The sequence below is a fragment of the Streptomyces sp. NPDC056628 genome (assembly GCF_042792555.1).
Taxonomy (GTDB): Bacteria; Actinomycetota; Actinomycetes; order Streptomycetales; family Streptomycetaceae; genus Streptomyces.
The window spans coordinates 250429-276384 of the sequence record NZ_JBHTWG010000002.1 but is presented as its reverse complement, the minus strand read 5'-3'; the positions used below and the strand labels follow the sequence as shown (position 1 = coordinate 276384).

The window sequence follows — 25956 nt, the reverse complement described above, 5'->3', positions numbered from 1 at the left end:
AGATTCCCACCTCCCGAGACGCGCTCCTATGCGGAATGCTTGATTCATGGACATCGACGTGAGAGGGCCGCGCTTCGGAGCGGCCGTGACGACCGTGGTGCTCGCGGTCGTCCTGATAACCGGGAGCGCCTGGCTGCTCGCCTGGCAGACGCTGGCGTTCGCGCTCGGCGCCGCGGGCGGCGTGGGGCGTTCGCCGTACGGGGTGCTGTTCCGCCGGGTGGTGCGGCCGCGACTCGGGCCGCCGACCGCCTTCGAGGCGCCGGAGCCGCCGCGCTTCGCCCAGGCGGTCGGGCTCGTCTTCGCGGGCCTCGGACTCGTCGGCTACGCGCTGGGCCTGCAGTGGCTGGGCCTGGCGGCCACCGGCGCCGCGCTGGCGGCCGCGTTCCTGAACGCGGCCTTCGGGTACTGCCTGGGGTGCGAGATGTACCTGCTCGTACGGCGGCTGACGGTGCGCGCCGGGTAAAGGACGATCAAAAGCACGAGGTGGATCAAGGGGTGACGTGACGAGGATCTCGCGGCTTCCGGGCGCTTGGGCTTGGCCGTCGGCCGTTCTTCGGGCACGATCAGCCACAAGCCGTAAACCTACGGCTGCGTAACTTTCCTCTGGGAGCTTCCTTCCCAGGCACTGAAGGAAGGGTCCACCTCGTCCATGGCAGAGCTTGTCTACCGTCCTGTCGTCGGTTTCGCCCAGACACTGTTCAAGGTGTGGGACCTCAAGATCGACTGCAAGGGGTCGGAAAACATTCCGCGCTCGGGCGGCGCCGTGCTGGTGAGCAACCACATCAGCTACCTGGACTTCGTCTTCAACGGCCTGGCGGCGCTCCCCCAGAAGCGGCTCGTGCGCTTCATGGCCAAGGAGTCGGTGTTCCGGCACCGGATCTCCGGCCCGCTGATGCGGGGCATGAAGCACATCCCCGTGGACCGCAAGCAGGGTGAGGCGGCGTTCGCGCACGCGCTGGACTCGCTGCGGGCCGGCGAGGTCGTCGGGGTCTTCCCGGAGGCCACCATCTCGCCGTCCTTCACGCTGAAGAGCTTCAAGTCGGGCGCCGCCCGGCTGGCCCAGGAGGCCGGCGTGCCCCTGATCCCGATGGCCGTCTGGGGCACCCAGCGGCTGTGGACCAAGGGCCACCCGCGCAACTTCAAGCGCAGCCACATCCCGATCACCATGCGGGTCGGCGAGGCCATTGAGGCGTCCCGCGAGAAGTACGCCGGGGCCATCACCCGCCAGCTGCGCGAGCGCGTACAGGAACTGCTGGAGGCCGCCCAGCGCGCCTACCCGGTGCGCCCGAAGGACGCGAACGACACCTGGTGGATGCCGGCGCACCTCGGCGGCACCGCTCCGACCCCGGAGCAGGTCCGCGCGGCGGAGAGCGCCGCCGGCTAGAACGCGGCAGGCCGCTACGGGCGGACGGTGACGTCGGCGCCGGGGCTGGACCTCCGCAGTGGCTCGGTCAGTTCGGCCGCCGCCCGCTCGACCTCGGCGACCGGCACCGGCGCCATGCCCTCCAGCAGGAAGACGTCCGAGGTCGTCTCCTCGGTGAGCCGCGTGCGCGGGCCCTGGCGCCGGTTCCAGCGGCGGCAGGTGACGCCCGCGTCGCCGTGCCCCACGACCTCGCCCGCGTCCGGGTGGCCGACCGTCGCCTCGCCGCCGGCCACGGTCACGAAGTCGCGACGGGCGTGAAGCCGGGCGCGAGGGCGCGGACCGCGTCGGACACGGTCAGGGAGAGGGTCGTCGCCGCCTCGGGGTGCGGTGGGGTGCCGGACCCGCCCACGGTACGCGAACAGGCTGGCGTGGTTCGCCGGCCTGTTCCTTCGAGCGGAGAGCCCTAGCGGGCCATCTCCTCCTTGAGCGCCGCCACGAAGGCGTCGACGTCGTCCTCCCGTGTGTCGAAGGAGCACATCCAGCGCACGACGCCGGCCGCCTCGTCCCAGAAGTAGAAGCGGAACTTCTTCTGCAGCCGCTCGGCCACCTCGTGGGGAAGCCGGGCGAAGACGGCGTTCGCCTGCACGGGGTGCAGGATCTCCACCCCGTGGACGGCGCGTACGCCCTCGGCGAGCCGCTGGGCCATCTCATTGGAGTGGCGGGCGTTGCGCAGCCACAGGTCCTTGGCGAGCAGCGCCTCCAACTGCACCGACACGAACCGCATCTTGGAGGCCAGCTGCATCGACAGCTTGCGCAGATGCTTCATGTGGCGGACGGCGTCGGGGTTGATGACGACGACGGCCTCGCCGAAGACGGCTCCGTTCTTGGTGCCGCCGAGGGAGAGGAGGTCGACGCCGACCGCGTTGGTGAACGTCCGCATGGGCACGTCCAGCGAGGCTGCGGCGTTGGCTATCCGCGAGCCGTCCAGGTGCACGGTCATGCCGTGCGCGTGGGCGTGCTCGCAGATCGCCCGGATCTCCGCCGGGGTGTACAGGGTGCCGAGCTCGGTGCTCTGGGTGATGGAGACGACCTGGGGCATCGCCCGGTGCTCGTCGTCCCAGCCGTACGCCTGCCGGTCGATCAGCTCGGGGGTGAGCTTGCCGTCCGGGGTGGGCACCGTGAGCAGCTTCAGTCCGCCGACCCGCTCCGGCGCCCCGCACTCGTCGACGTTGATGTGGGCGCTCTCCGCGCAGATCACCGCGCCCCAGCGGTCGGTGACCGCCTGGAGGGCGACGACGTTGGCACCGGTGCCGTTGAACACCGGGAACGCCTCCGCCGTGGCACCGAAGTGCCCGCGGATGATCTGCTGCAGGTTCTCGGTGTAGGCGTCCTCGCCGTAGGCGACCTGGTGCCCGCCGTTGGCCAGGGCCAGGGCGGCGAGCACCTCCGGGTGGGCGCCGGCGTAGTTGTCGCTGGCGAAGCCGCGGACGTCCGGGTCGTGGTGACGACGGGCGTCGGTCTTCGGAGGGTTCACGGCTTCTCGGTCAGCCACAGGCGCTTTCCGTTCACTTCGGCGGCGGACCGGTCCCAGACGCCCACGACCGCGTCGGCCAGGTCGTGGACGTCCGTGAAGCCCGCGAACTTCGCGTTGGGGCGGTCGGCGCGCATCGCGTCGTGCACCAGCGCCTTCACCACCAGGATGGCAGCCGCCGACGTCGGACCGTCGGCGCCCCCGGCCTTGCGGAAGGCGTCGGCCAGCGCGAGCGTCCACGCCTCGGCGGCGGCCTTGGCGGCGGCGTACGACGCGTTGCCCGCGGTCGGCCTGGTGGCGCCGGCCGCGCTGATCAGCACGTAGCGCCCCCGGTCGCTGCGCTGGAGAGCCTCGAAGAAGGCGAGCGAGGTGTGCTGCACGGTGCGGATCAGCAGCAGCTCCAGGAAGTCCCAGTCGTCGAGGCTGGTCTTGATGAAGGTCTCGCTGCCGCGCCAGCCGCCGACGAGGTGGACCACGCCGTCGACGCGCCCGAACTCCTTCTCGGTGCGCAGCGCCCAGTCACGGGTGGACTCCAGGTCGAGCAGGTCGACCGTCTCGCCCGTCACGCTCGCCCCGCCGCAGGCGTAGCGCGCGGCGTCCACGGCCTCGGCGAGGCGCTCCGGGTCGTTGTCCGCGCCGACGACGGTGGCGCCCGCCTCGGCGAGCCGTCGCAGTGACGCCCGGCCGGCGGGTCCGCCCGCTCCGGCCACCGCGATCACCGCACCGCTGAGTGCACCGTTCCCCACCATGCGCCTCGCCTCCTGAGCAGCCTGAGCCGTGTTGCCCGTGTCGCGGTCGCTCACGCGGCGATCCGCTCGGCGTCGCCCGCGGTGATACCCCGGGTCGAGGCGATCACGTTCTTGAGCTTCTTGGACAGGGCCTCATAGAACATGCTCAGCGGAAACTCGTCCGGAAGCACGTCATCGACGAGTTTCCGCGGCGGCTGGCTCAGGTCGAGGGCGTCGGGGCCCTTGGCCCACTTGGATCCCGGGTGCGGGGCCAGGTAGGTCGAGACCAGCTCGTAGCCGGCGAACCAGTGGACGAGCTTCGGGCGGTCGATGCCCTCGCGGTACAGCTTCTCGATGTCGGCGCACAGCTGGTTGGTGACCTGCGGGGCGCGGTCCCAGTCGATGTACAGCTTGTTGTCGGTCCAGCGGACCACGTCGTGCTTGTGCAGGTAGGCGAAGAGCAGCTGGCCGCCGAGGCCGTCGTAGTTGCGCACGCGCTCACCGGTGACCGGGAAGCGGAACATGCGGTCGAACAGCACGGCGTACTGCACGTCACGGGCCTGCGGGACGCCGTCCGCCTGGAGCTTGACGGCCTCCTTGAAGGCGGTCAGGTCGCAGCGCAGCTCCTCCAGGCCGTACATCCAGAACGGCTGGCGCTGCTTGATCATGAACGGGTCGAACGGCAGATCGCCGTGGCTGTGGGTGCGGTCGTGGACCATGTCCCACAGGACGAAGGCCTCTTCGCAGCGCTTCTGGTCGTGGACCAGCGCGGCGATGTCCTCGGGCAGCTCCAGGCCCAGGATGCCGACGGCGGCGTCGGTGACGCGGCGGAAGCGGGCGGCCTCGCGGTCGCAGAAGATGCCGCCCCAGGTGAAGCGCTCGGGCGCCTCGCGCACGGCGATCGTCTCCGGGAAGAGGACCGCGGAGTTGGTGTCGTAGCCCGCGGTGAAGTCCTCGAACTTGATGCCGCAGAACAGCGGGTTGTCGTAGCGGGTGCGCTCCAGCTCGGCCAGCCAGTCGGGCCAGACCATGCGCAGGACGACCGCCTCGAGGTTGCGGTCGGGGTTGCCGTTCTGCGTGTACATGGGGAAGACGACCAGGTGCTGGAGGCCGTCCGCGCGGTTCGCGGCGGGCTGGAAGGCCAGCAGCGAGTCGAGGAAGTCGGGTACCCCGAAGCCGCCCTCGGCCCAGCGGGCCAGGTCCTTCGCCAGGGCCTGGTGGTAGGCGGCGTCGTGCGGCAGGAGCGGGGAGAGCGCCTCGACGGCCTCGACGACACGCCGCACGGCGGTCTCGGCGTCATCGCGCTCGGGCGCGCCCTCGGCCGAGAAGTCGATCGACCCGTCCTTGCACTGCCATGGCCGGATCCGCTCCACGGCATCCTTGAGCACGGGCCATGCCGGGTGCTCCACCACCCTGGTCACGGGAGGAACCTGCTCCCCCGAAGCCGCCTGCACAAGAATTTCCGTCATGTCCCATCCTCCACGGGAGAACCTCGCGTAAAGAGACCGTATACATACGAGGTTCCTCCCAGCAAGAGGAGGCTCGGGAAATTATCCTGCGCACCCTCAAGGTCACCGCACTTTTTCCTGCGGGGCGCGAGGAACGCGATTCAGACGCCGCCGGATGGGCATATGCACCTCCTACCCAGGGAGCCCCGGTCAATCCTCACGAGACTCGCCCACCCCAGGGTGACGGCCCGGAGCCGTGTGTGCCAGCCGTGCCACGTCGCGTAGCGCGAACCCCGCGCACATGTGGGGCTCATCACGCGCACCGGCCATTAGGCTGCGGGCTGCCACGCGAACAGTGCCCTCCGGTTCGCCTGCGTGCCGAGCCGCCGTCGACGGAAGCGAGTTGAGTCTTGAACTTCCTTACCATCGGTCACCGCGGAGTCATGGGTCTCGAACCCGAGAACACCCTCCGTTCCTTCGTCGCCGCCCAGCAGGCCGGCCTCGACGTCATCGAACTCGACCTCCACCTGAGCAAGGACGGCGCCCTCGTCGTCATGCACGACACCGACGTGGACCGCACGACCGACGGCACCGGCGCCATCGCCGACAAGACCCTCGCCGAGCTGCGCACCCTGGACGCGGGCCGCGGGGAGCGCGTACCGGTGTTCGAAGAGGTGCTGGACGCGGTACGAACGCCGCTCCAGGCCGAGATCAAGGACGTCGCCGCCGCCCGGGCGCTCGCCGAAGTGATCAGCCAGCGGGACCTCGTCTCCCGTGTCGAGGTGTCCTCGTTCCACGACGACGCCGTCGCCGAGATCGCCCGCCTGGTGCCCGGGGTGCGCACCGCGCTGATCGCCAGCCGCTACGGCACCGACGTCGTGGACCGTGCCGTGGCCGCGGGCGCGGCGACGGTCTGCCTGAACATCCGCCGCCTCACCCTCGAGGTGGTCGAGCACGCCCGCAAGGCCGACCTCCGGGTCATCGGCTGGGTGGTCAACACCCAGGACCACCTGCGGCTCGTCCGGGCCCTGGAGCTGGACGGCGCGACCACCGACTACCCGGAGATCAAGCGCACCGGCCGCTTCACCGCGTAGCCGGCTGCGCCGGGGTGCCCTCCACCCGGTCGAGCTCCTTGACCAGCAGCTCGAACTGGAGGTCGTCGCGCCGCGGGATGCCGAAGCGCTCGTCGCCGTACGGGAACGGCGTCATCCGGCCCGTACGGCGGTAGCCGCGCCGCTCGTACCAGGCGATCAGCTCGCTGCGCACCGAGATCACCGTCATGTGCATCTCGGTCACGCCCCAGGTGAGCCGGGCCTGCCGCTCCGCCTCCGCGATGATCACCTTGCCGAGACCGGCGCCCTGGAGCTCCGGGCTCACCGCGAACATCCCGAAGTAGGCGTACGCCCCGCGGTGCTCCAGGTGGCAGCAGGCCACCGTCCGGCCGTCGCGCTCGACGGTGAGCAGCCGGCCGTCGGGCGACTTGACGACCTCCAGCACGCCCTCGGGGTCGGTGCGCTGCCCTTTGAGGATGTCGGCCTCGGTCGTCCAGCCGGCACGGCTGGAGTCCCCCCGGTAGGCCGACTCGATCAGCGCGACCAGCGTGTCCACGTCGGCGTCGGTGGCGTCGCGGAAGACGAGCCCGGCACGGGCGTCGGGCGCGGCGGTGTCCATGGTGTGTTCTCCCCCGTCTCGGGCGCGGTCAGGGCATCGCAGAGCCTAACCCGCCGCTAGGGTGCGGCTGCATGGTGCATGTACTGAGCGGCCGGACACTCATCCGTCCCACCGACCCCGAGCGGTCCCGGGTCTTCTACGGCGAGCAGTTGGGCCTCGCCGTGTACCGCGAGTTCGGGACGGGCGCCGAGCGCGGCACCGTCTACTTCCTCGGCGGGGGCTTCCTGGAGGTCTCCGGCCGCTCCGAGGCACCGCCCTCACCGGCCGTGCGGTTGTGGATGCAGGTCGACGACGTGGCGGCCGCGCACGAGGAGCTGGTGGCGAAGGGCGTCGAGATCGTCCGGCCGCCCCGGCAGGAGCCGTGGGGCCTGATCGAGATGTGGCTCGCCGACCCGGACGGCACGTCGATCGTGCTGGTCGAGGTGCCGGCGGAGCACCCACTGCGGTACCGCCCCGGCATCTAGGGCGTGTTTCGAAAGTCCCGCAGGCTGCCGAGGCGGCCTTCCAGGCGGGTGAGCAGGTCGCCCAGCAGGGAGGCCAGTTCCTCCTGGCCGTCGGCGTCGAGGTCGGCCAGGACGGCTGTCTCGTAGGCGAGCTGTTCGGGCAGGATGCCGTCGACGAGGTCCCGGCCGGCGTCGGTGAGGCGGACGTGCGCGACGCGGCGGTCGCGGGTGTCGCCGCGCCGCTCGACGAGTCCGCGTTCGCTGAGCGCCTTGAGGCGCTTGGTGACGGCGGCCCCGGAGGAGAAGGTCTCGCGGGTGAGCTCGCTGGGGGTGAGCTCGTGGCCGGTGCGCCGCAGCGCGCCCAGCAGGTCGAACTCGGCCCGGCTCAGACCGGCCCGGCGCAGCGGCGCGTCCTCCGCCTGCTGGAGCAGGGCGGAACAGCGGTTGATCCGGCCGATGATCTCCATGGGGGCGGTGTCGAGGCGGGGGTGCACGGTCCGCCACTGGCGGACCACGGCGGCCACCGTGTCCTGTCGCGTCCCGGTCGGCCCGCCGTTCGTCGCCGTCATGGCCGTACGCCCTCCGTCGTGTCGCTGTGTGTGCGCTGGTCGTGGTGCGCGTCCTCGCGGTGTCCCGTCCCGGCGAGCGTACGGGGTGTCTCGCGCGCGTTCCGCACGACCCGCTCGCCGGCGCGGTCCGGGACGGCCACGGCGGCGAGGACTCCGACGAGCGCGCCGACGAGGGTGTCGAGCACCCGCTCGCCGATCAGGCGAGCCGGGTCCTGGAGGCCGGCGAACTCGGTGATGAGCAGGGCCATCGGCGTCACGCAGACGCTGCCGAGCCAGTAGTTGCGGCCGATGAGGGCCTCGGCGCCGAAGTTGAGGGCGACGCAGCACAGGACGAGGGCGAGGCCGCCGGTGTGCGCGAGGGGGACGAGGGCGGCGAAGAGGAGGACCCCGAGGAGGTTGCCGACGACGCGCTGCACCCCCCGGCCCCAGGTGAGCGTGAAGCTGGCCTGGTAGAGCGAGGCGGCGGTGACCAGCGCCCAGTACGGGCGGCCGACCCCCAGGGCGAGGGAGGCGTACCCGGCGAACGCGCAGCCCAGGGCGGTGCGTGCGGCGATCCGGCCGAGCGGGCGGACACGGGCCCACAACGGGTCGCGCACGACGGGTTCGCTCCGGAGGAGCGTGCGGTCGTCGACCAGCGGCACGGGCAGGGTGCCGCGCACCTGGCGGGCCCAGTCGCGCAGCAGGTCCGGGTCGGCGTCCCCGGGCGCCGCGAGGGCGATCCCGGCGCGGTCCACGAGGCGGGTCAGGGCGCGCCGGGCGTCGGTGGCGCGGCCCGCGCCGGCCAGGGCGCGCCGGGCGTCGGTCAGGGCGGTACCGGCGTGGGCCGCGTGGTGGTCGTCACGGGACTCCGCGTACGTGGCGGCCGCGCGGAGCGCCGCCGCGGTGGCCCGGCGTTCCGGACCGTGCGGGCGCAGGAGTCCGGGTGCCATGCCGACCAGCCAGGACCAGGCGCCTGCCGCGGCCCCCAGGGCGAGGTGCCCGGGGATCTCGCCGAGGGTCTGGGGCACGAACAGGGCGGCGGAGCTGACGAAGGTGAGGATGACGTGGCCGGGCGGGCCGATCCTGGTCGCGTCGCACAGCACCTTCTGGACGGCGGCCAGTGCCGCGCCGACGGTGACGAGCACGACGGCGCTGCCGGTCAGCGAGGACGCGACCAGGGCGGCGGCGAGGCCGGCGAGCATGCCGAGCAGCACCCACGCCAGGGCGCGGGCCCGGGCGGCGTAGGGGCGGTTGTGGGCGTAGAGCGCGCACAGGGATCCGGCCATCGTGTACATCGCCAGGTCGAGCCGGTCCAGCGCCACCAGGGTGAGGTTGGGCGGGGCGATGGCGGCGACCACGCTCAGGGCGGGCTTGAACCAGATCTCGGAGGGCCGGCCGAGGCGCAGCACTCCGGCGACCGGAAGCGGAATTCGACTACTCACTTCATCACTTTAGCGGGTGTTTTATCCGTAAATCAAATGCGGGTGCTCCGTCGAACGCTCCCCGTGTACACCTCTGCGCCCGCGTGGCCCCCGTCCCGCCCGGGCATCGACGCACTGTCCGGACCGTCGAGCGGGGAGGTGCGCGTGCACGGACCGGCTTCGCTCGCCTGGCTGCTGGTCGCGCTGTGTGCGGCGACCGGCGCCTACTGCCTGCTGCGGATGCGCAGCCATGTCGAGGAGCAGCGCCGGGCCGCGGGAGGCGAGGCGCTGATGGGGTTCGGGATGGCCGCGATGGCGGTGCCCGCCGCGGTCTTCACGCCGCCCGGCTGGGCCTGGCCCGTCTACGCGGCCGTGTTCGGCGCCGCGGCCCTGCACGCCCTGTGGTCGGCGCGGGCCGGCGGACACCATCTGCACCACCTGGTGGGCGCCGTGGCCATGGTCTACATGGCCCTGGTGATGGCCGCCGCGCCGGGGGGCCCGGGTGGGCACGGCGGGCACGGCGACGCGGGCGTCCCGCTGCTGACAGGAGTGCTGCTCGCCTACTTCACGGGCTATGTGCTGCTGTCCGGTGTCCGGCTGGTGCCGGTCACCGCGGGCGGGCCGGGCGTCGGCTGGGGCGACCGCCCCGAACTCGCGCGCGCCTGCCGGCTGTCCATGGGGATCGCCATGCTGGCGATGCTGCTGACCCTCTGAACCTCCCACCCGACGCCCGGACGGGACGCAGGGATACGCCGTGCCCCCCTGGGTATGCGGTGGACCACGGTGTCCATCCTGGGGCGGCCGGGGTCGCCCGCGGCGCGCGCCGCGGACGCCACCCCGGATGCTGGAGTCCGCCCCACGAGTCGGCGAGGATTCCCGCATGCCCATCCCGTCTGTCGAATCCCCGCCCCGCCCGAGGGCCGAGCGCGCGGTGCCCGGCTGGGCGGGCTCGCTCGCCCTCGCCTCGGCGCTGCTGCTCGCCCTGGTCGCGCTCCGCTGGCACCCGCTCATGGCACTCGACGGATCCGTCGCGGACACCACGCACCGCTGGGCGGTCGACGAGCCCGGACTGACGCATGCCTTCCGCATCCTGACGGACTGGGTGTGGGACCCGTGGACCATGCGGTGCGTGGCCTTCGTGGCCGCGATCTGGCTGGTGTGGCGCCGGGCTGCCCGCTGGGCGGCCATGTGGCTGGTGGTCACCTGTGCGCTGGCCACACTGGCCCAGCAGGCACTCAAGGCCGCCGTCGACCGGCCCCGCCCCACCTGGCCCGACCCCGTGGACTCCGCCCACTACGCCGCCTACCCGTCCGGGCACGCGATGACCGCGACGGTCGTGTGCGGTCTCCTGCTGTGGCTGCTGCACCGGCACGGCACCGACCGCCCCCTGTGGCGCACGGCGGTCGCCGTGGCGGCCGTGTCCGTGACCGGCGTCGGCCTGACCCGGATATGGCTGGGCGTCCACTGGGCGTCGGACGTAGTGGGGGGCTGGCTGCTGGGCGCCCTGGTGGTGGCACTGGCGGTGGGGGTGGACCTGCGCCGGCCACGAGATCGGGCGGACGCGGCCGACGGGGCGCTTTCCTGACCCAGGGCCGCGTGGAGGCCGTACACGGTCATGCCGAGCCCGCCCTGGACGATCCCCCGCGTCGCCCAGGGCGGACGGCAAGCCCCAGCCGGGCACAGCGGTGCCGGACGGGAGTGCTGAGTATAGTTGGCTGGCAGCCAGTCAACGCAGGAGTTACCGGATGTCCCCGCGCAGCGCCTCGGTCAATGAAGAGTTGCGGCGGCGTTCCCGGGAGCGGCTGCTGCAGGCGGCGGTGGAGCTGGTCGGTGAGCGCGGGTTCGACGCGACCACCCTGGGCGACATCGCGGACCGGGCCGGATCGGCTCGCGGACTGGTGTCGTACTACTTCCCGGGCAAGCGCCAGCTGGTGCAGTCGGCCGTGCACCGGCTGATGCACCGGACGCTGGAGGAGGCGCTGGAGCGCGAGCCCCGCACCGAGGACGGCCGGGAGCGGCTGGCCCGTGCCATCGACGCCGTCCTGGGCCTGGCCCGGGACCGGCCGGTGCTGATGCGCCAGCACATGGCGGGCATCCTGCAGGCGGAGGGCTTCGTGCAGTGCCCGGAGCAGCGGCGGCTCGCCGAGCTGCTGCGGGAGACCTGTGAGCGGTACGGCTCGCGGGACGTCGACGCGGACTATCCGATGCTGCGCGCCCTGCTGATGGGCGCGGTGTTCGCGGCCCTGGTGCCCGGGGTGCCGATGCGGGTGCCGGTGCTGCGGGCGGAGTTGTTCAAGCGCTACCGGCTGGACTGGGAGATGGGTGTCCCGCCGGACGCGGGAGCCGCTTCCGGCGGGACGTGCGACCAGGATCTGTCGCGGTTCTTCGCGACCGGGCGCGGGCCCGGCCGTCCGGAGGATCAGTCGAAGTAGTCGGGCTGGGTCTGGACGTTGAGTTCACGCAGGTGGATCCGGCGGGCCGGGTCCGTGCGGCGGTCGTCGATCTTCAGGACGTCGAAGCCGCGCGCGATCTCGTTGGAGTAGATGTAGCCGTTGTAGTAGTACGCCGACCACGAGCCCGCGATCTGCAGGGTGTCCGTCGTCAGGGGGCCGCGGTCGAAGTAGGCGATCTCCTTCGGGCTCCTGGAGTCGGTGAAGTCCCAGACCGAGACGCCGCCCTGGTACCAGGCCTGGACCATGAGGTCCTTGCCCTTCACGGGGATCAGGGACCCGTTGTGCGCCACGCAGTTCTCGGTGTCGGCCTGGTGCCGGGGGATCTTGAAGTAGCTGCGGAAGACCAGCTTGCGCTTGTCGCCCTTGCCAACGATGTCGTAGATGCCGTCGGCCCCGCGGTTCGGGCCGATCTCCGCGTTGCAGGTGGCCGCGCCGCCACCGCCGAGCTCGTCGGTGAAGACGACCTTGTTCGCCTTCTGGTTGAAGGTCGCCGAGTGCCAGAACGCGAAGTTCACGTCGTCCCGGACCTGGTCGATGACCTTGGGGCGCTCCGGATCCTTGATCGACATCAGGATGCCGTCGCCCATGCAGGCGCCCGCGGCCAGGTCCTCGGACGGCAGGACCGTGAGGTCGTGGCAGCCCGTGGTCTTGCTGACGCGGCCGGGTGTGCCGGGGTTGCCGCCGCCGTCCGGGCCCTCACCGGGGAAGAGCACCGGGAAGCCGACGACGGCCGCCTTCTGGGGTGCGTAGCGCGGCACCTTGATCACGGAGATGCCGTCGTGCGGCGGCCGGCAGTCCGGGTAGGAGGCGTCGGGCGAGTACGAGGAGACGTAGAGGTAGACGTTCTTGCGCTCGGGCACCAGGGTGTGGGTGTGCGAGCCGCAGGCGGTCTCGACGGCGGCGACGTACTTCGGGTTGCGCTTGTCGCTGATGTCGAAGACCTTCATGCCCTCCCACGAGGACTTCTCGGTGGCGGGCTGGGTGGTGCTGTTGCAACTGCTGTCGCTGCGCGAGGAGTCGGTGGACAGGAAGAGCAGGTCGCCGGAGACGGAGATGTCGTTCTGCGAGCCGGGGCACAGGACCTGCGCGACGGTCTTCGGGGCCCTCGGGTCGCTGATGTCGAAGATACGGAAGCCGTCGTAGTTGCCCGCGAAGGCGTACTTGCCCTGGAAGGCGAGGTCGGAGTTGAGGCCCTGGAGCGTGTCCTTCGGGACGGACGCCAGGTGCCGGATGTTGGCGGAGTGGACGATCTCGTGCTGGCCGGGTATCGCACCGTCCTTCAGCGCCTCGCGCACCTCGGCCCGGGTGCTCTCCGAGACCTTCTGCTGCTGGGCGGGGCCGTCCCCGGGGTCGGGGATCGCGGTCGCCGGCTGCGCGGTGAGCAGCGCGCCCAGGAGTCCGGCGGCGACGGCCACGACTCCCAGGTGTCTGCGGCGGGTTCGGGGATTTCCGAACAGGATCACTGTTTCCTCCCTTGTGCCGTTCGCACTGGAACGGTTCACGCACGCCCGAGTATCGTCATAGGCATGCCCATATCAAAAGGGGACCAGGCACATGTGACGCCGACTTCACGGCGCCGGGCGGGCGTCGCCCTGGCCGCGGCCGCCCTCGTGCTCACGCTCGGCGGCTGCGACTCCGGCACCGACGCCAAGTCGCCCGCGCGGAGCGGGCCTTCGGTGATCGTGCCTGGTGGGCCGGGTGAACCCAACAAGGTGCTGTCCGCCGAGGAGGCCGCTCGGCAGCGCGCCGAGGACGACTCCCCCAACTCCGCCGACGTCGACTACGCCCGCATGATGATCCAGCACCATGAGCAGGCACTGGTGATGACCCAACTCGTGCCCGAGCGCGGCGAGTCGGCGAAGGTGAAGAAGCTCGCCGCGCGGATCGCCGCCGCGCAGGGCCCCGAGATCGACGCGATGAAGGGCTGGCTCAAGACCCACGGCAAGAACACCCGGGGCGAGGGCCACGGGCACGCGCACACGCCGATGCCCGGCATGGCGACCGAGGCCCAGCTCGCCACGTTGCGCGCCGCGCGCGGGAAGGCGTTCGACGAGCTGTTCCTCACGCTGATGATCACCCATCACGACGGGGCGATCGCCATGGCCACCGACGTGAAGGCGCAGGGCAACAACATCCAGGTCGAGGAGATGGCGGACGACGTCGTCGCCCAGCAGACGACCGAGATCTCCCGGATGCGGGACCTGCTCTGACGCAGCCGGACGCGGGTCCGCCGACGGACGTCAGCGGCGCGCGCGGCGCGGTGGCAGGAACCCCGCGTCGCGTGCCTGCCCGATGAGCCGCAGCGACCGGCGCCGGCTGTGCCCGGTCGCCCCCATCACCGCGAGAACGGGGTCGGCGCCCCGTTCCTGGGCGCTGCGGTACTCCCGCGCGACCAGCCACTGCCCCTCGACGCCGAGCGGCCACTCCGGGCGCGCCCTGCTCGCCGGGGAGCCGTCGGCGGCCCGGCCGGTGACGCCGCACGCCTCGGACAGCGGATCCTCGATCCAGTCGGCGAGGGCCGCGAGGTCGTCCAGCGAGAGCGCCGGTACGGCCCGGACGTCCTCCAGGTAGACGCCGCCGTCGCCGACCACGGCGACCGCGTCCACGTGTGCGCCGTCACCGAACTCCAACCGGACACCCAGCCACGACGTGGCCGCGGCGCCGTCCCGCACTTCCCACGCGGGCCACACGGACACGGTGCCGTCTGTCGCACAACGATCGGAAAGATTAAGAAAGGATGCTTCCAGCACACACGCAACGTAACCTCATGATCACATTCCATAACGAACGAACACGCTTCCCGTGCGCCGGACAGCACCCTGTCAGCGGAGTGGCGGCGGTGCGATGCTGGAGTCGAGAGCGACTCCCGACCTTCCATGACCGAGGAGTTCCGCCGTGCTCAGGATCGCCGTCGTCGGTTCCGGCCCCAGCGGGTGCTACACCGCTCAGGGCCTCGTCCAGCAGCACCCCGGCGTGTTCGTCGACGTCCTGGACCGGCTGCCGTGCCCGTACGGTTTGGTGCGGTACGGGGTGGCCCCGGACCACGAGAAGATCAAGTCCCTGCAGAGCACCCTGCGCACGGTGCTGGAGCACGAGCGGGTGCGGTTCCTCGGCGGGGTCCCGGTCGGCCCGGACGGTGTGCCGGTCGCACGGCTGCGCGAGCTGTACCACGCGGTGGTGTACTGCGTGGGCGCCGCCACCGACCGCCGCCTCGGGATCGCGGGCGAGGATCTCCCGGGCAGCTGGTCGGCGACCGAGTTCGTGTCCTGGTACAGCGCGCATCCCGACGCCGCCGTCGACGGGTTCCTGACCGGGGCGCGCTCGGCGGTGGTCATCGGCGTCGGCAATGTCGCGGTCGACGTGACCCGCATGCTGGCGCGCGGCGCGGCCGAGCTGAGCCCCACCGACATCCCGCACGCCGCGCTCACCGCACTCGCCGCGAGCCGCGTGTCCGAGATCAGCATGGTGGGCCGGCGCGGCCCGTCGCAGGCCCGCTTCACCACCAAGGAACTGCGCGAACTGGGCACGCTGCCGGACACCGCGGTCTCCGTGGACCCGCGGGAGCTGGCGATGGACCCGGCGTGCGCCGACCCCGGCGCCCTGCCCGCGTCGCAGCGCCGCAACGTGGAGGTGCTGCGCGACTGGGCCGGGGCCCCGGCACGGGCCGCCCGCCACCGCGTCCGGCTGCGCTTCTTCCTGCGCCCGGTCGAACTCCTCGCCCGCGAGGGCCGGGTGGGCGCGGTGCGCTTCGAGCGGACGGCGCCCGACGGGGAGGGCGGTGTGCGGGGCACCGGCCGGTTCGAGGACGTGGCGGCCCAGTTGGTGCTGCGGTCGGTGGGCTATCGCGGAGTGTCGCTGGAGGGGCTGCCGTTCGACCCGGCGACCGGCACGGTGCCGCATCGCGCCGGCCGGGTGCTGCGCGACGGGGCGGTGGTGCCGGGCGAGTACGTGGCCGGGTGGATCAAGCGCGGGCCGACGGGTGTCATCGGCACCAACCGGCCGTGCGCGAAGGAGACGGTCGCCTCGCTGCTGACGGACGCCGCCGCACTGGAACGCGGGCCGGTGCTGGACGAGCCGGTCACGGCCCTGCGGGCGGCCGGGATCGACCCGGTGCCATGGGAGGGCTGGCGCGCGATCGAGCGGGCGGAGGCGGAGCTGGGCGCGTCGCTCGGCCGGGACACGGTCAAGCTGCCCGACTGGCGGTCGCTCATGAACGCGGCGCAGGGCGACACCCCCTAGGGGATGTCACCGTCCCCGAGCCGCGTGGCCTGGCGACCGGCCGCGTCCAGGAGCGCGGCGAGCAGACCGGGGAAGAGGCCGTCCAGGTCGTCCGCGCGCAGGCCGTTCATCTTGGCCGTGCCCCGGTAGACCTGCCGGATCACACCGCTCTCACGCAGCACCCGGAAGTGGTGCGTGGTCGTGGACTTGGTGACGGGCAGGTCGAAGTGCGAGCACGAGAGCTCTTCGCCGATGGTCGCGAGCTCGCGCACGATCCGCAGCCGCACCGGGTCGGACAGGGCGTGCAGCACCCCTTCGAGGCGGATCTCCTCGCGCGCCGGGTGCGGCAGGTCCCGGCTGCTGACGGCGGGGCTGGTCACGGCGGCTCCAGTTCGTCGGGTCCCCTGACACGGTTTCCCTCACTCGGTTCCGGCCATTGTACGAGAGGCGTCGTAGTTTGACATGTCCCGTACTACGATGCCTATCGTACGAGTCGACCACCGGCCCCGTGACGAATGGAGTCCGCCGTGAGCGCGCTCTTCGAGCCCTACGTCCTGCGCGACCTGACGATCCCCAACCGCGTGTGGATGGCACCGATGTGCCAGTACTCGGCCGCGCCGGAAGGCCCCGACACGGGCGCCGCCGGGGACTGGCACTTCGCCCACTACACCGCCCGCGCGACCGGTGGCACCGGCCTGATCCTCGTCGAGGCCACCGCCGTCCACCCCGACGGCCGTATCACCCCGCACGACCTGGGCATCTGGAACAACCGGCAGGTCGCGGCGCTGCGCCGGATCACGGACTTCCTGCGCGCCCAGGGCACCGTGCCGGGCATCCAGCTCGCCCACGCCGGGCGCAAGGCGTCGTCCGGACGCCCCTGGGAGGGCGGCGGGGCGGTGGGACCGGACGCGCACGGCTGGCAGCCGGTGGCACCCAGCGCGATCGCCTTCGCCGAGGGACGCCCGGTACCCAGCGAGCTGAGCGTCGCCGAGATCCAGGACGTCGTACGGCACTTCGAGGACGCCGCCCGCCGCGCCCTCGCGGCCGGCTTCGACGTCGCCGAGATCCACGGCGCGCACGGCTACCTGATCAACGAGTTCCTCTCCCCGCACTCCAACCACCGCACGGACGCGTACGGCGGTTCCTACGAGAACCGAACCCGTCTCGCCCTCCAGGTGGTGGACGCCGTACGCGCGGTGTGGCCGGACGACAAGCCGCTGTTCTTCCGGATCTCGGCGACCGACTGGCTCGGCGAGGACGGCTGGACCGACGACGACACGGTCCGCTTCGCCGCCGATCTGCACGCCCACGGCGTCGACCTGCTCGACGTCTCCACCGGTGGCAACGCCCCGGGCGCCCGCATCCCCGTCGGTCCGGGCTACCAGGTGCCGTTCGCCGCACGGGTCAAGGCCGAGACGCCCCTGCCGGTCGCGGCGGTGGGGCTGATCACCGACGCCGAGCAGGCCGAGAAGATCCTCGCGAACGGCGAGGCGGACGCCGTCCTCCTCGGCCGTGAACTGTTGCGCAATCCGTCCTGGGCGCGCCAGGCGGCGCGCGAACTGGGCGGCACGGTGCGCGTGCCCGACCAGTACCACCTGTCGGTCTGACCCACGCCGGGCGGGGCGGGCCGTCGGCCGCTTCACGAGGCCGCCTACTCCGGGCCGCTGTCCGCGCCCTCCCCGGTACGCGCGCGTGCCGCCTCGCGCAGGTGCCCGTCGCCACGCGCGCGTGCCTGGCCGGCCACTTCCCGCCGGTAGCGCGCGTACGCGGCCCGCAGGTCCACCCCCGGCCAGCCGTCCGGGAGGAGGCCGGGGGGCAGCACCGGGTCGGCCAGCAGATGCCGTACGACCGCCGCGAAGGCGGTGAAGCGCGCGGACGGGTCGCCGGCGCGGGCGACGTGGCCGAGCAGGGCGTGGCCGGTCGCGGCCCAGGCGTCCAGGTCCCAGAGGCGGGCGGCCAGGTCGCGGGCGGCGGCATCGGGCCGGGACCGGTAGCGCTGGGCGACGTCGTCGAGGGCGTCGGGCAGGGGCCGGCGCAGATTGGCCGGGCGCAGCCAGACGCCCTCCCGCAGTTCGGCGAGGCGCAGCCGGGTCAGCTCGGCGCGCAGGTCCGCGCGGTCGGCCGGGTCGCGGCCGGTGGCCGTGACCACGACCATCTCCCAGTCGCCGGCCCAGGTCCGGGTCTCCGGGTGGACGGCGTCGTCCTGCCGGCGCTGCCGTTCGAGGAGCCGGTCGCTGAGGGCGTAGACGGTGTCCGCCCGGCGCAGGTCGCCCGCGGCCACCATGCGGCTGAGCGCCGCCCGCAGCGTGGTGCCCGCGATCCCGAACGGCTCCACGGCACGCACCAGTTCCCGCACGGGCAGCTCCGGGGGGTGCAGGCCCAGCAGGAGGCTCAGGACGACCGATCGGGCGGACAGCGGGCGCAGTTCCACGTCCTCACCCCGCCGCGCCGCGTTCTTGCCCATGGCCAGGTACCTTACGTGCCGGCGCGACGTATTACAGTATTGCTGCGACCGTAAGAATGCTGCAACACTGGCGGCATGGTCTCGACACTCACGCAGGAGCAGCCCGTGGACCCGCAGGACGGGTCCGGGCCGTACGCCACCCACGACGTCGCCAACCAGCCCCCTCCCCTGGCCCCGTACGACGCGTCGCTGGACACCGCCCTGCTGGAGGGGCTGCGGCGCGAGGGAGCCGGCTGGGCCGAGGAGGACGTGCGGCGGCTCGGCCTGCGGGCCGGGAGCGCCGAGGCGCAGGAGTGGGGCGAGCTGGCCAACCGCCATGAGCCGGAGCTGCGCACGCACGACCGGTACGGCCACCGGATCGACGAGGTGGAGTTCCATCCGAGCTGGCACCACCTGATGCGGGTCGCCGTCGGCGAGGGACTGGCGGCGGCCCCCTGGGCGGACGACCGGCCCGGCGCGCACGTCGCCCGGACCGCGGGCGGACTGGTGTGGGGGCAGACCGAGGCCGGGCACGGCTGTCCGACGTCGATGACGTACGCGGCCGTCCCCGTGCTGCGCCGCCAGCCGGAGCTGGCCAAGGTCTACGAGCCGCTGCTGACCAGCCGGGAGTACGACCCCGGACTGCGGGTGCCGACGGAGAAGCGGGGACTGCTCGCCGGCATGGGGATGACGGAGAAGCAGGGCGGCTCCGACGTCCGGACGAACACGACGACGGCGTGGCCGTCCGCCGAGCCCGGCGTGTACACGCTGCGCGGCCACAAGTGGTTCACGTCGGCCCCGATGTGCGACGTCTTCCTGGTGCTCGCGCAGGCCCCCGGCGGTCTGTCCTGCTTCCTCGTGCCGCGGGTCCTGCCGGACGGCACCCGCAACACCTTCCGTATCCAGCGGCTGAAGGACAAGCTCGGCAACCGCTCCAACGCCTCCTCAGAGCCGGAGTTCGACGGCACGGTGGCCTGGCTCGTCGGACCCGAGGGGCGGGGCGTCAAGACCATCATCGAGATGGTCAACTGCACCCGGCTGGACTGTGTGATGTCCTCGGCGACGCTGATGCGCAAGACGCTCGTCGAGGCGGGCCACCACGTGCGCCACCGCAGCGCGTTCGGGGCCCGGCTGATCGACCAGCCGTTGATGCGCAACGTCCTGGCCGATCTCGCGCTGGAGTCGGAGGCCGCGACGACGCTGACCCTGCGGCTCGCGGGGGCCGCCGACCGGTCGGTGCGCGGCGACGACCGCGACGGCACCGAGTCGGCGTTCCGCCGGATCGCCACCGCCGCCGGCAAGTACTGGGTGACCAAACGGGGACCGGCGTTCACCGCGGAGGCCCTGGAGTGCCTGGGCGGCAACGGCTACGTCGAGGATTCGGGCATGCCCCGCCACTACCGCGAGGCGCCGCTGCTGTCGATCTGGGAGGGGTCCGGGAACGTCAACGCCCTCGACGTGCTGCGGGCGTTGAGCCGTGAGCCGGCGACCGTCGACGCGCTCTTCGGCGAACTGGCCCTGGCGCGCGGTGCGGACGCCCGGCTGGACGCCTCCGTCACCCGTCTCAAGGCCCAGCTGGCCGAGGGGTCCGAGGCCGGGGCGCGGCGCCTGGTCGAGCTGATGGCCCTGACCCTCCAGGCCGCCCTGCTGGTCCGGCACGCCCCGGCGACGGTCGCCGACGCGTTCTGCGCGACCCGGCTCGGCGGCGACTGGGGGCACGCGTTCGGGACGCTCCCCGACGGCGCGGACGTCGACGCGATCCTGGCGCGGGCCCTGCCCGACGGCGCCTGAGGACCGCGCCCCGCCTCAAGTGGCGAGCCCGCCCTCACCAGGTGGCGCGCCCGCCCCAGGACGGGCCGCAGCGGGCCCACTCCTGACCCCACCAGTCGATACGGCGGCTCTCCAGGCGGGCGCGCAGGGCGCGGCCCGCGACGAACGGGACGGCGGCGGCGCACAGACCCGCGACGCCGCCCACCAGCGTGGCCCGCGTACGGGCCTCGGCAGGGGTGGCCGGGCGGCCGACCAGACGGCCCTCCGGGTCCGTCCACACGGTGACCGGAGTGCCGGCCGGGCTGCCGGGGCGGACGCGGACCTGGCCGGTCCGCGGGGAGCCGTCCCGCGCGCTCCAGCGGACCTCGGCCCAGACCCGCTCGCCGCCGGCCGTGCCGGAGTGCGGACGGGCCCTGCCCGGCGCGGCCGCGCCGAGCAGGGCCACGACCGGCCGCCACTCGGCCTGCTCACGGGCCAGGCCCCGTTCCACACCGCCCGTGGTCGTCAGGGCCGTGACGACGCCCGCGAGGACCATGCCCGCCCACACGGCGAGCAGGACCCAGGACTCGACGGCGTCGGCCCGGCGCTTGAGCGGATTGCGCCGCCACCGCCACAGCCACACCCTGCGACCACGGAACGCCATCGGCGGCTTCCTCCTCACGAGCGCACGGACGCGCGGCACGGACGCGCCGGGCCGCTCACCACCCATACGGGTCCCGGCGCGCGGATGCTCACGCCCCGCGCCGGACGCGGCGTGGGACGCGTCCCGCATGTGCGTCATCGCCGCCCCGACCTGCGGTGTCGCCCTCCGCGGGGGTGACTGTCAGTGGCGGGGTGCACACTGGCCGGTGTCTGGGACAAAGGCGTCGCGGAGGTGATCGGCATGACCGAGGTACTGCTCGCAGTGGGCACGCGCAAGGGCCTGTTCATCGGCCGGAAGCGAGGGGGGACCTGGGAGTTCGACGAGAGTCCGTACTTCAACGCGCAGGCCGTGTACTCGGTCGCCGTCGACACCCGGGGCGAGCGCACCCGACTGCTCGTGGGCGGTGACAGCTCGCACTGGGGTCCGTCCGTGTTCCACTCGGACGACCTGGGCCGCACCTGGACCGAGCCGGCCCGGCCGGCGGTGAAGTTCCCCAAGGACACGGGGGCCTCGCTGGAGCGGGTGTGGCAGCTGCATCCGGCCGCGGCGGAGCCGGACGTGGTGTACGCGGGCACCGAGCCGGCCGCGCTGTACCGCTCGGAGGACCGGGGCGAGACCTTCGACCTCGTCCGGCCCCTGTGGGAGCACCCGACCCGCGCGAAGTGGGTGCCCGGCGGCGGGGGCGAGGGCCTGCACACGGTGGTCACGGACCGGCGCGACCCGAAGACCGTGACGGTCGCCGTCTCCACGGCGGGCGTCTTCCGCACCACCGACGGCGGCGTGAGCTGGACCCCGTCCAACTCCGGTGTCTCCGCGGTGTTCCTGCCCGACCCCAACCCGGAATTCGGCCAGTGCGTCCACAAGGTCGCGCAGGACGCGGAGGACGCCGACTGCCTGTACCTGCAGAACCACTGGGGCGTGTACCGCAGCGACGACGCGGGCGGGCACTGGACGGACATCGGCGAGGGCCTGCCGTCCACGTTCGGCTTCGCGGCCGCGGCCCACCCCCGGCGCGGCGGGACGGCGTACGTGTACCCGATCCAGGCCGACTCCGACCGGGTCCCGGCGGACCGCCGCTGCCGCGTCTTCCGTACGGCGGACTCCGGCGGCACGTGGGAGGCGCTGACGACCGGGCTGCCGCAGGAGGACCACTACGGCACGGTGCTGCGGGACGCGCTGTGCACCGACGACGCGGACCCGGCGGGCGTGTACTTCGGCAACCGCAACGGCGAGGTGTTCGCCTCGGCCGACGACGGCGACACCTGGCGCCAGCTGGCGTCGCACCTGCCGGACGTGCTCTGCGTCAGGGCGGCGGTGATCGGATGAGCCCGCGAGGCCTACCGGTCACCTCGGGCCACCGGTTGATCGGCGCCGCCCGTACGGCAGTAGGGTGACGCCCGTGGCTCCACGACCCTTGCATGAAATCGTCGAACCGGGCTGGGCGAAGGCCCTCGAACCAGTCGCCGACCGGATCGCCGCGATGGGGGACTTCCTGCGCGCGGAGATCGCGGCGGGACGGACCTATCTGCCGGCCGGGGCGAACGTCCTGCGGGCCTTCCAGCAGCCGTTCGACGAGGTGCGCGTCCTGATCGTCGGGCAGGACCCCTATCCGACCCCGGGGCACGCGGTCGGTCTGTCCTTCTCCGTGGCCCCCGAGGTGCGTCCGCTGCCCGGCAGCCTCATCAACATCTACCGGGAGCTGAGTTCCGACCTGGGGCTGCCGCAGCCGTCCAACGGTGATCTGACGCCGTGGACCGAGCAGGGTGTGCTGCTGCTCAACAGGGCACTCACCACGGCCCCCCGCAAGCCGGGAGCCCATCGAGGCAAGGGCTGGGAGGAGGTCACCGAGCAGGCGATCCGCGCGCTCGCCGCGCGCGGCAAGCCTCTGGTGTCCATCCTGTGGGGCCGCGACGCCCGTAACTGCCGTCCGCTGCTGGGGACCCTGCCGTCGGTGGAGTCGGCCCACCCGTCGCCGATGTCGGCCGACCGCGGCTTCTTCGGCTCGCGCCCCTTCAGCCGGGCCAACGACCTGCTGATCCGGCAGGGCGGCCAGCCGGTGGACTGGCGCCTGCCGTGACCGGTGCCGGGGGCGGCCCGGCCGGCTTCCTGGCGGTCGACTCCGGCGGTTCCGGGCTGCGGGTCGTCGTCGGCGAGGCCGGACGCGGTGTGCTCGCCCGGCGGGAGTCGCGCGAGCCCCTGCGGACCGGGGACCGCGGGCTCGACCCGGACCATCTCATGGGTCAACTGGTGCCCATGGTGCGGGCGTCGACCGCCGAGGCCGGTGTCGGCCGGCTCGGCGCCGCCGCCGTCGGGGCGGCGGGGCTCGCTTCCCTGGGGGACGCCCTGCGTGCCGAGCTGCCGGCCGCGCTGGAGCGGGAGTTCGGCGTCCGGCGGGTCGCCCTGGCCGCCGACGCGGTCACCGCCTATGTGGGCGCCCTCGGCTCCCGGCCCGGAGCCGTCGTCGCCGCCGGAACGGGTCTCATCGCCGTCGGCACGGATCTGACGGCCTGGCACCGCGCCGACGGCTGGGGGCATCTGCTCGGCGACTGCGGGGGCGGCGCCTGGATCGGGCGGGCCGGGCTGGAGGCGGCGCTGCGTGCGCACGACGGCCGCTCCGGCGGTTCCGCCGCGCTGCTGGCGTCCGCCGAGGAGCAGTTCGGACCGGTGCGGGAGTTGCCGGGCGCCCTGTATCCGCGTCCGGACCGGGCGGCCGTGCTGGCCTCCTTCGCCCCCCGGGTGGCGGCCTGCGCGGCCGACGGCGACCCGGTGGCCGTGGAGGTGCTGAAGGCCGCCGCACGCCATGCCGCGGACGCTGCGGCGGCCGTCTGCCCGCCGTCCGGGACACCCCGGCTCGCGCTCACCGGTGGCCTGTTGAACCTGGGGGCCTCGCTGCTCACGCCGCTGGACGAGGAGTTGGCGCGGCGGCTGCCGCACGCGCGGCGCGTGCCGGCCGCCGGGGACCCGTTGCACGGGTCCGTGTGTCTCGCGACCGACCTGGTGGAAGGCCGGCTCGCGCTGCCCGGTGACGGCGCGGTGCTCACCGTGACCCAGGGGGCGGCCGTGACAGAGCGCGACGAAGAGTGATCTTCCGGCGTCGCCCGATCCCCCTCTCCACGTCACTCAATCCGACAAAAGCGGACGGATACCGCTCACCTGCACCCTCCCCGAACAGGGGAGCCCAGGAAACCAGTAACATGCGGCGCCATGAGCTCCCCCACTGGACCCGCGTCCGGCCTGCCAGTACGAATGCCGCGACCCCGCCAGCCCGGGCGGCACCGCCGACCCGAGCCCCTGGCGGCTCCTGAAGGCGCGCCCGCGCTCGTCCTCGCGGTGCCCGGCACACCGAGTGCCGCCACCCGCGGCCTCGCCGAGGAGGTCGTGAGCATCGCCCGCTCCGAGCTTCCCGGCCTCGACGCCCGCATCGGGTACGTCGACGGTGACGACGGGGAGTTCCCCACGCTCCAGTCCGTGCTCACCAAGGCCGCCGAGGAGCGCACCGCCCGCTACGAGCAGGCCCTCGCCGCGGGCGTGGAGGCCAAGGCGCCCGAGGGCCCCGTCGCCGTGGTCGTGCCGCTGCTCGCCGGCCCGGACAGCGCGCTGCTGCGGGTGATCCGCCAGGCCGTGATGGACAGCCGTGTCGCGGCCGACCTGACCGATGTGCTCGGCCCGCACCCGCTGCTCGCGGAGGCCCTGCACGTGCGCCTGTCGGAGGCCGGTCTGGCCCGTGCCGACCGGGCGCGCCTGTTCACCGTGGCCACGGCCGCGGACGGCATCATCCTGGCCTCGGTCGGCGGTGAGGAGGCCGTGCAGGCGGCCGGTATCACCGGCATGCTGCTCGCCGCGCGTCTCGCCGTGCCGGTGATGGCGGCGGCCCTGGACCAGGAGGGCTCGATCGCGTCGGTCGCCGAGCAGCTGCTGTCCTCCGGTTCTCAGCAGCTGGCCCTGGCCCCGTACCTGATCGGCCCGGAGATCGACGCGGCCCTGATCGAGGAGGCCGCTCAGGAAGTGGGCTGCTCCGCCGCCGAGGCGCTCGGCCCCTACCCGGCGATCGGCAAGCTCGCCCTGTCCCAGTACACGGCGGCGCTGGGCATCGCCCCGCAGCAGGCGCAGGGCACCCCGGTGCGCTGACCGCCCACCGAGGCCGTGACGCCGAAGGGCCCGGCCCCCGCATCGGGGGCGGGCCCTTCGGCGTACGGTCACACCGTGCCGGGAGCCTCGCCGACGACCACGCAGGAGGCGGCGGACACCGCGACGGACCCCGCGTGGCGCGGGAGCCCGGAGTCCGGGTCCACGGAGAACCAGGCCACGTCCCCGGACCGCTCGTTCGCGACGTACAGGACGCCGTCGGCCTCGGTGAGCGCGCGCGGCCAGTGCCCGGCGCACGGGACGGTGCCGACCAGCCGCAGCTCCTCGCCTTCCACGGCGAAGGCCGACAGCACGTCCTCGCCCCGGGTGGCGACCCAGACGAAGCGGCCGTCGGGCGAGACGGCGATCCCCGACGGGTACGCGTCGCCGGAGGGGGCGTCCACCAGCACCGGGTGCTCCGTCAGCGGCTTCAGGGTGCCGTCGTCGCCGTCCCAGTGGCAGACCGTGACGGTCGGACGCAGCTCGTTGACGACGTACGCGTACGGGCGCAGCGGGTGGAAGGCCAGGTGGCGGGGGCCGGAGCCGGGCCGCAGGGCGATCTCGCGGTGCAGGGCGAGTGCGCCGTCGCAGAGGGTGCACACCCGCACCGAGTCGGTGCCGAGGTCGACGCTGACGATCCAGCGGCCGCTCGGGTCCGGCTGGATCTGGTGGGCGTGCGGGCCCTGCTGGCGGGGTGTGTACGGGCCTGAGCCGGTGTGCCGCAGCACGGCGAGCGGGCCCTCCGCCAGGGAGCCGTCGGAGCGGACGGGGACGGCGGTGACGCTGCCGGAGCCGTAGTTGGCGGTCAGGACGTGCCCGTCGTGAAGTGCCAGGTGGGTGGGGCCGTTGGCGTCCAGGGCCACCGGGGTGCCGATCCGTTCCGGACCGTCGCCGGTCACCCGGTAGGCGGCCACGGCGCCCTCGGCCGTCTCGCTGACCGCGTAGAGGGTGTCCCCGCCGGGTGCGACGGCCAGGTACGAGGGGTCGGGCACGTCCCGTACGCCGTTCAGCACGGTCAGCGCACCGCTGTCGGCGGCCACCGCCGCCACGCTGATACCCGCGCCTCCGGCGGCCGTGAACGACCCGATGTAGGCCCGTCTCCCCCGCTTGCCGGCGTCTGCCACCGCTGTCCCCTTCCGGTCGGGTGCCGT

Annotated in this window: 27 protein-coding genes and 1 pseudogene; 15 read left to right on the top strand and 13 right to left on the bottom strand. The window is 73.2% G+C overall.

All coding sequences use genetic code 11. The features are described from left to right. Nucleotides 1–46 precede the first annotated feature (46 nt). On the top strand, nt 47–463 hold the full coding sequence (locus ACFRAC_RS04660) for a DUF4395 domain-containing protein (protein ID WP_382920608.1): 417 nt from the start codon (nt 47–49) through the stop codon (nt 461–463). Between the two features lie 186 nt (nt 464–649). After that, on the top strand, nt 650–1384 hold the full coding sequence (locus ACFRAC_RS04655; RefSeq protein ID WP_382920605.1) for a lysophospholipid acyltransferase family protein: 735 nt from the start codon (nt 650–652) through the stop codon (nt 1382–1384). A gap of 14 nt (nt 1385–1398) precedes the next feature. Here the strand turns inward: ACFRAC_RS04655 and ACFRAC_RS04650 are convergent. The 4 genes and pseudogenes from ACFRAC_RS04650 to ACFRAC_RS04635 form a co-directional block, all read right to left on the bottom strand. Next, nucleotides 1399–1746: pseudogene (locus ACFRAC_RS04650) on the bottom strand (cytoplasmic protein); the annotation flags it as partial. Nucleotides 1747–1826: 80 nt separating this feature from the next. Then, a complete protein-coding gene (locus tag ACFRAC_RS04645) occupies nt 1827–2897 on the bottom strand; it encodes a threonine aldolase family protein (protein ID WP_382920602.1) in 1071 nt (356 codons plus the stop codon). After that, the gene (locus ACFRAC_RS04640; RefSeq protein ID WP_382920599.1) at nt 2894–3643 is read right to left on the bottom strand and encodes an SDR family NAD(P)-dependent oxidoreductase; all 750 of its coding nucleotides are present in this window, start codon (nt 3641–3643) and stop codon (nt 2894–2896) included. Before ACFRAC_RS04640 ends, ACFRAC_RS04645 begins: the two co-directional genes overlap by 4 nt. Nucleotides 3644–3693: 50 nt before the next feature. Beyond that, nucleotides 3694–5091, bottom strand: a complete 1398-nt coding sequence (locus tag ACFRAC_RS04635) for a DUF6421 family protein (RefSeq protein WP_382920596.1) — start codon at nt 5089–5091, stop codon at nt 3694–3696. 389 nt (nt 5092–5480) lie between these two features. On the opposite strand from ACFRAC_RS04635, the gene ACFRAC_RS04630 reads away from it, so the two are divergent. Then, nucleotides 5481–6164, top strand: coding sequence for a glycerophosphodiester phosphodiesterase (locus tag ACFRAC_RS04630; protein WP_382920593.1), 684 nt, complete (start codon nt 5481–5483; stop codon nt 6162–6164). Here ACFRAC_RS04630 and ACFRAC_RS04625 read toward each other — a convergent pair. After that, nucleotides 6154–6741, bottom strand: coding sequence for a GNAT family N-acetyltransferase (locus ACFRAC_RS04625; RefSeq protein WP_382920590.1), 588 nt, complete (start codon nt 6739–6741; stop codon nt 6154–6156). The genes ACFRAC_RS04630 and ACFRAC_RS04625 overlap by 11 nt on opposite strands. Nucleotides 6742–6812: 71 nt before the next feature. On the opposite strand from ACFRAC_RS04625, the gene ACFRAC_RS04620 reads away from it, so the two are divergent. Continuing rightward, nucleotides 6813–7205 carry a VOC family protein gene (locus ACFRAC_RS04620; RefSeq protein ID WP_382920587.1) on the top strand — a complete coding sequence of 131 codons (393 nt, stop codon included), beginning with the start codon at nt 6813–6815 and terminating at the stop codon, nt 7203–7205. On the opposite strand, the gene ACFRAC_RS04615 is transcribed toward ACFRAC_RS04620, so the two are convergent. Together ACFRAC_RS04615 and ACFRAC_RS04610 are read right to left on the bottom strand one after the other, a co-directional pair. Next, nucleotides 7202–7753, bottom strand: coding sequence for a MarR family winged helix-turn-helix transcriptional regulator (locus tag ACFRAC_RS04615; RefSeq protein WP_382920584.1), 552 nt, complete (start codon nt 7751–7753; stop codon nt 7202–7204). The two genes, ACFRAC_RS04620 and ACFRAC_RS04615, sit on opposite strands and share 4 nt — an antisense overlap. Continuing rightward, the gene (locus tag ACFRAC_RS04610; RefSeq protein WP_382920581.1) at nt 7750–9174 is read right to left on the bottom strand and encodes an FUSC family protein; all 1425 of its coding nucleotides are present in this window, start codon (nt 9172–9174) and stop codon (nt 7750–7752) included. The genes ACFRAC_RS04615 and ACFRAC_RS04610 overlap by 4 nt, the downstream gene beginning before the upstream one ends. Nucleotides 9175–9318: 144 nt before the next feature. On the opposite strand from ACFRAC_RS04610, the gene ACFRAC_RS04605 reads away from it, so the two are divergent. The 3 genes from ACFRAC_RS04605 (at nt 9319) to ACFRAC_RS04595 (ending at nt 11585) form a co-directional block, all read left to right on the top strand. Further along, nucleotides 9319–9867, top strand: a complete 549-nt coding sequence (locus ACFRAC_RS04605) for a DUF5134 domain-containing protein (RefSeq protein WP_382920578.1) — start codon at nt 9319–9321, stop codon at nt 9865–9867. Nucleotides 9868–10033: 166 nt separating this feature from the next. Continuing rightward, entirely contained in the window at nt 10034–10738 is a 705-nt protein-coding gene (locus ACFRAC_RS04600) for a phosphatase PAP2 family protein (RefSeq protein WP_382920577.1), read from the top strand. Nucleotides 10739–10898: 160 nt separating this feature from the next. Further along, complete coding sequence (locus ACFRAC_RS04595) at nt 10899–11585, top strand: TetR/AcrR family transcriptional regulator (protein ID WP_382920574.1); 687 nt, start codon at nt 10899–10901, stop codon at nt 11583–11585. Here the strand turns inward: ACFRAC_RS04595 and ACFRAC_RS04590 are convergent. Next, nucleotides 11573–13069: an LVIVD repeat-containing protein gene (locus tag ACFRAC_RS04590; RefSeq protein WP_382920571.1), complete on the bottom strand. Its 1497-nt coding sequence runs from the start codon at nt 13067–13069 to the stop codon at nt 11573–11575. The two genes, ACFRAC_RS04595 and ACFRAC_RS04590, sit on opposite strands and share 13 nt — an antisense overlap. Nucleotides 13070–13132: 63 nt before the next feature. Here ACFRAC_RS04590 and ACFRAC_RS04585 point away from each other — a divergent pair, with 63 nt between their 5' ends. Beyond that, nucleotides 13133–13816, top strand: a complete 684-nt coding sequence (locus ACFRAC_RS04585; RefSeq protein WP_382920568.1) for a DUF305 domain-containing protein — start codon at nt 13133–13135, stop codon at nt 13814–13816. Nucleotides 13817–13846: 30 nt separating this feature from the next. Here ACFRAC_RS04585 and ACFRAC_RS04580 read toward each other — a convergent pair whose 3' ends face one another. Next, complete coding sequence (locus ACFRAC_RS04580) at nt 13847–14302, bottom strand: DUF6214 family protein (protein ID WP_382920566.1); 456 nt, start codon at nt 14300–14302, stop codon at nt 13847–13849. 199 nt (nt 14303–14501) lie between these two features. Between ACFRAC_RS04580 and ACFRAC_RS04575 the strand changes: the two genes are divergently transcribed. After that, nucleotides 14502–15845 carry an NADP oxidoreductase gene (locus ACFRAC_RS04575; RefSeq protein WP_382920563.1) on the top strand — a complete coding sequence of 448 codons (1344 nt, stop codon included), beginning with the start codon at nt 14502–14504 and terminating at the stop codon, nt 15843–15845. On the opposite strand, the gene ACFRAC_RS04570 is transcribed toward ACFRAC_RS04575, so the two are convergent. Next, a complete protein-coding gene (locus tag ACFRAC_RS04570) occupies nt 15842–16204 on the bottom strand; it encodes an ArsR/SmtB family transcription factor (RefSeq protein WP_382920561.1) in 363 nt (120 codons plus the stop codon). The two genes, ACFRAC_RS04575 and ACFRAC_RS04570, sit on opposite strands and share 4 nt — an antisense overlap. A gap of 147 nt (nt 16205–16351) precedes the next feature. Between ACFRAC_RS04570 and ACFRAC_RS04565 the strand changes: the two genes are divergently transcribed. Beyond that, nucleotides 16352–17431 carry an NADH:flavin oxidoreductase/NADH oxidase gene (locus ACFRAC_RS04565; protein WP_382920558.1) on the top strand — a complete coding sequence of 360 codons (1080 nt, stop codon included), beginning with the start codon at nt 16352–16354 and terminating at the stop codon, nt 17429–17431. 44 nt (nt 17432–17475) lie between these two features. On the opposite strand, the gene ACFRAC_RS04560 is transcribed toward ACFRAC_RS04565, so the two are convergent. Beyond that, nucleotides 17476–18288 carry a PaaX family transcriptional regulator C-terminal domain-containing protein gene (locus ACFRAC_RS04560; protein WP_382920555.1) on the bottom strand — a complete coding sequence of 271 codons (813 nt, stop codon included), beginning with the start codon at nt 18286–18288 and terminating at the stop codon, nt 17476–17478. 75 nt (nt 18289–18363) lie between these two features. Here ACFRAC_RS04560 and ACFRAC_RS04555 point away from each other — a divergent pair, with 75 nt between their 5' ends. After that, nucleotides 18364–20058 (top strand): DNA alkylation response protein, encoded by a 1695-nt coding sequence (locus ACFRAC_RS04555; RefSeq protein ID WP_382920552.1) that lies wholly within the window; start codon nt 18364–18366, stop codon nt 20056–20058. Nucleotides 20059–20092: 34 nt separating this feature from the next. Here ACFRAC_RS04555 and ACFRAC_RS04550 read toward each other — a convergent pair whose 3' ends face one another. Next, nucleotides 20093–20680 carry a hypothetical protein gene (locus ACFRAC_RS04550; protein ID WP_382920549.1) on the bottom strand — a complete coding sequence of 196 codons (588 nt, stop codon included), beginning with the start codon at nt 20678–20680 and terminating at the stop codon, nt 20093–20095. A gap of 183 nt (nt 20681–20863) precedes the next feature. On the opposite strand from ACFRAC_RS04550, the gene ACFRAC_RS04545 reads away from it, so the two are divergent. The 4 genes from ACFRAC_RS04545 to ACFRAC_RS04530 all read left to right on the top strand — a co-directional run bounded on the left by ACFRAC_RS04545 (nt 20864) and on the right by ACFRAC_RS04530 (nt 24808). Further along, nucleotides 20864–22006, top strand: coding sequence for a WD40/YVTN/BNR-like repeat-containing protein (locus ACFRAC_RS04545; RefSeq protein ID WP_382920546.1), 1143 nt, complete (start codon nt 20864–20866; stop codon nt 22004–22006). Nucleotides 22007–22079: 73 nt separating this feature from the next. Continuing rightward, complete coding sequence (locus ACFRAC_RS04540) at nt 22080–22757, top strand: uracil-DNA glycosylase (RefSeq protein WP_382920544.1); 678 nt, start codon at nt 22080–22082, stop codon at nt 22755–22757. Beyond that, nucleotides 22754–23764 (top strand): N-acetylglucosamine kinase, encoded by a 1011-nt coding sequence (locus ACFRAC_RS04535; RefSeq protein WP_382920541.1) that lies wholly within the window; start codon nt 22754–22756, stop codon nt 23762–23764. The genes ACFRAC_RS04540 and ACFRAC_RS04535 overlap by 4 nt, the downstream gene beginning before the upstream one ends. Nucleotides 23765–23884: 120 nt before the next feature. Beyond that, nucleotides 23885–24808, top strand: coding sequence for a sirohydrochlorin chelatase (locus tag ACFRAC_RS04530; RefSeq protein WP_382920539.1), 924 nt, complete (start codon nt 23885–23887; stop codon nt 24806–24808). Between the two features lie 68 nt (nt 24809–24876). Here ACFRAC_RS04530 and ACFRAC_RS04525 read toward each other — a convergent pair whose 3' ends face one another. Beyond that, nucleotides 24877–25929: a lactonase family protein gene (locus ACFRAC_RS04525; protein ID WP_382920536.1), complete on the bottom strand. Its 1053-nt coding sequence runs from the start codon at nt 25927–25929 to the stop codon at nt 24877–24879. Nucleotides 25930–25956 lie beyond the last annotated feature (27 nt).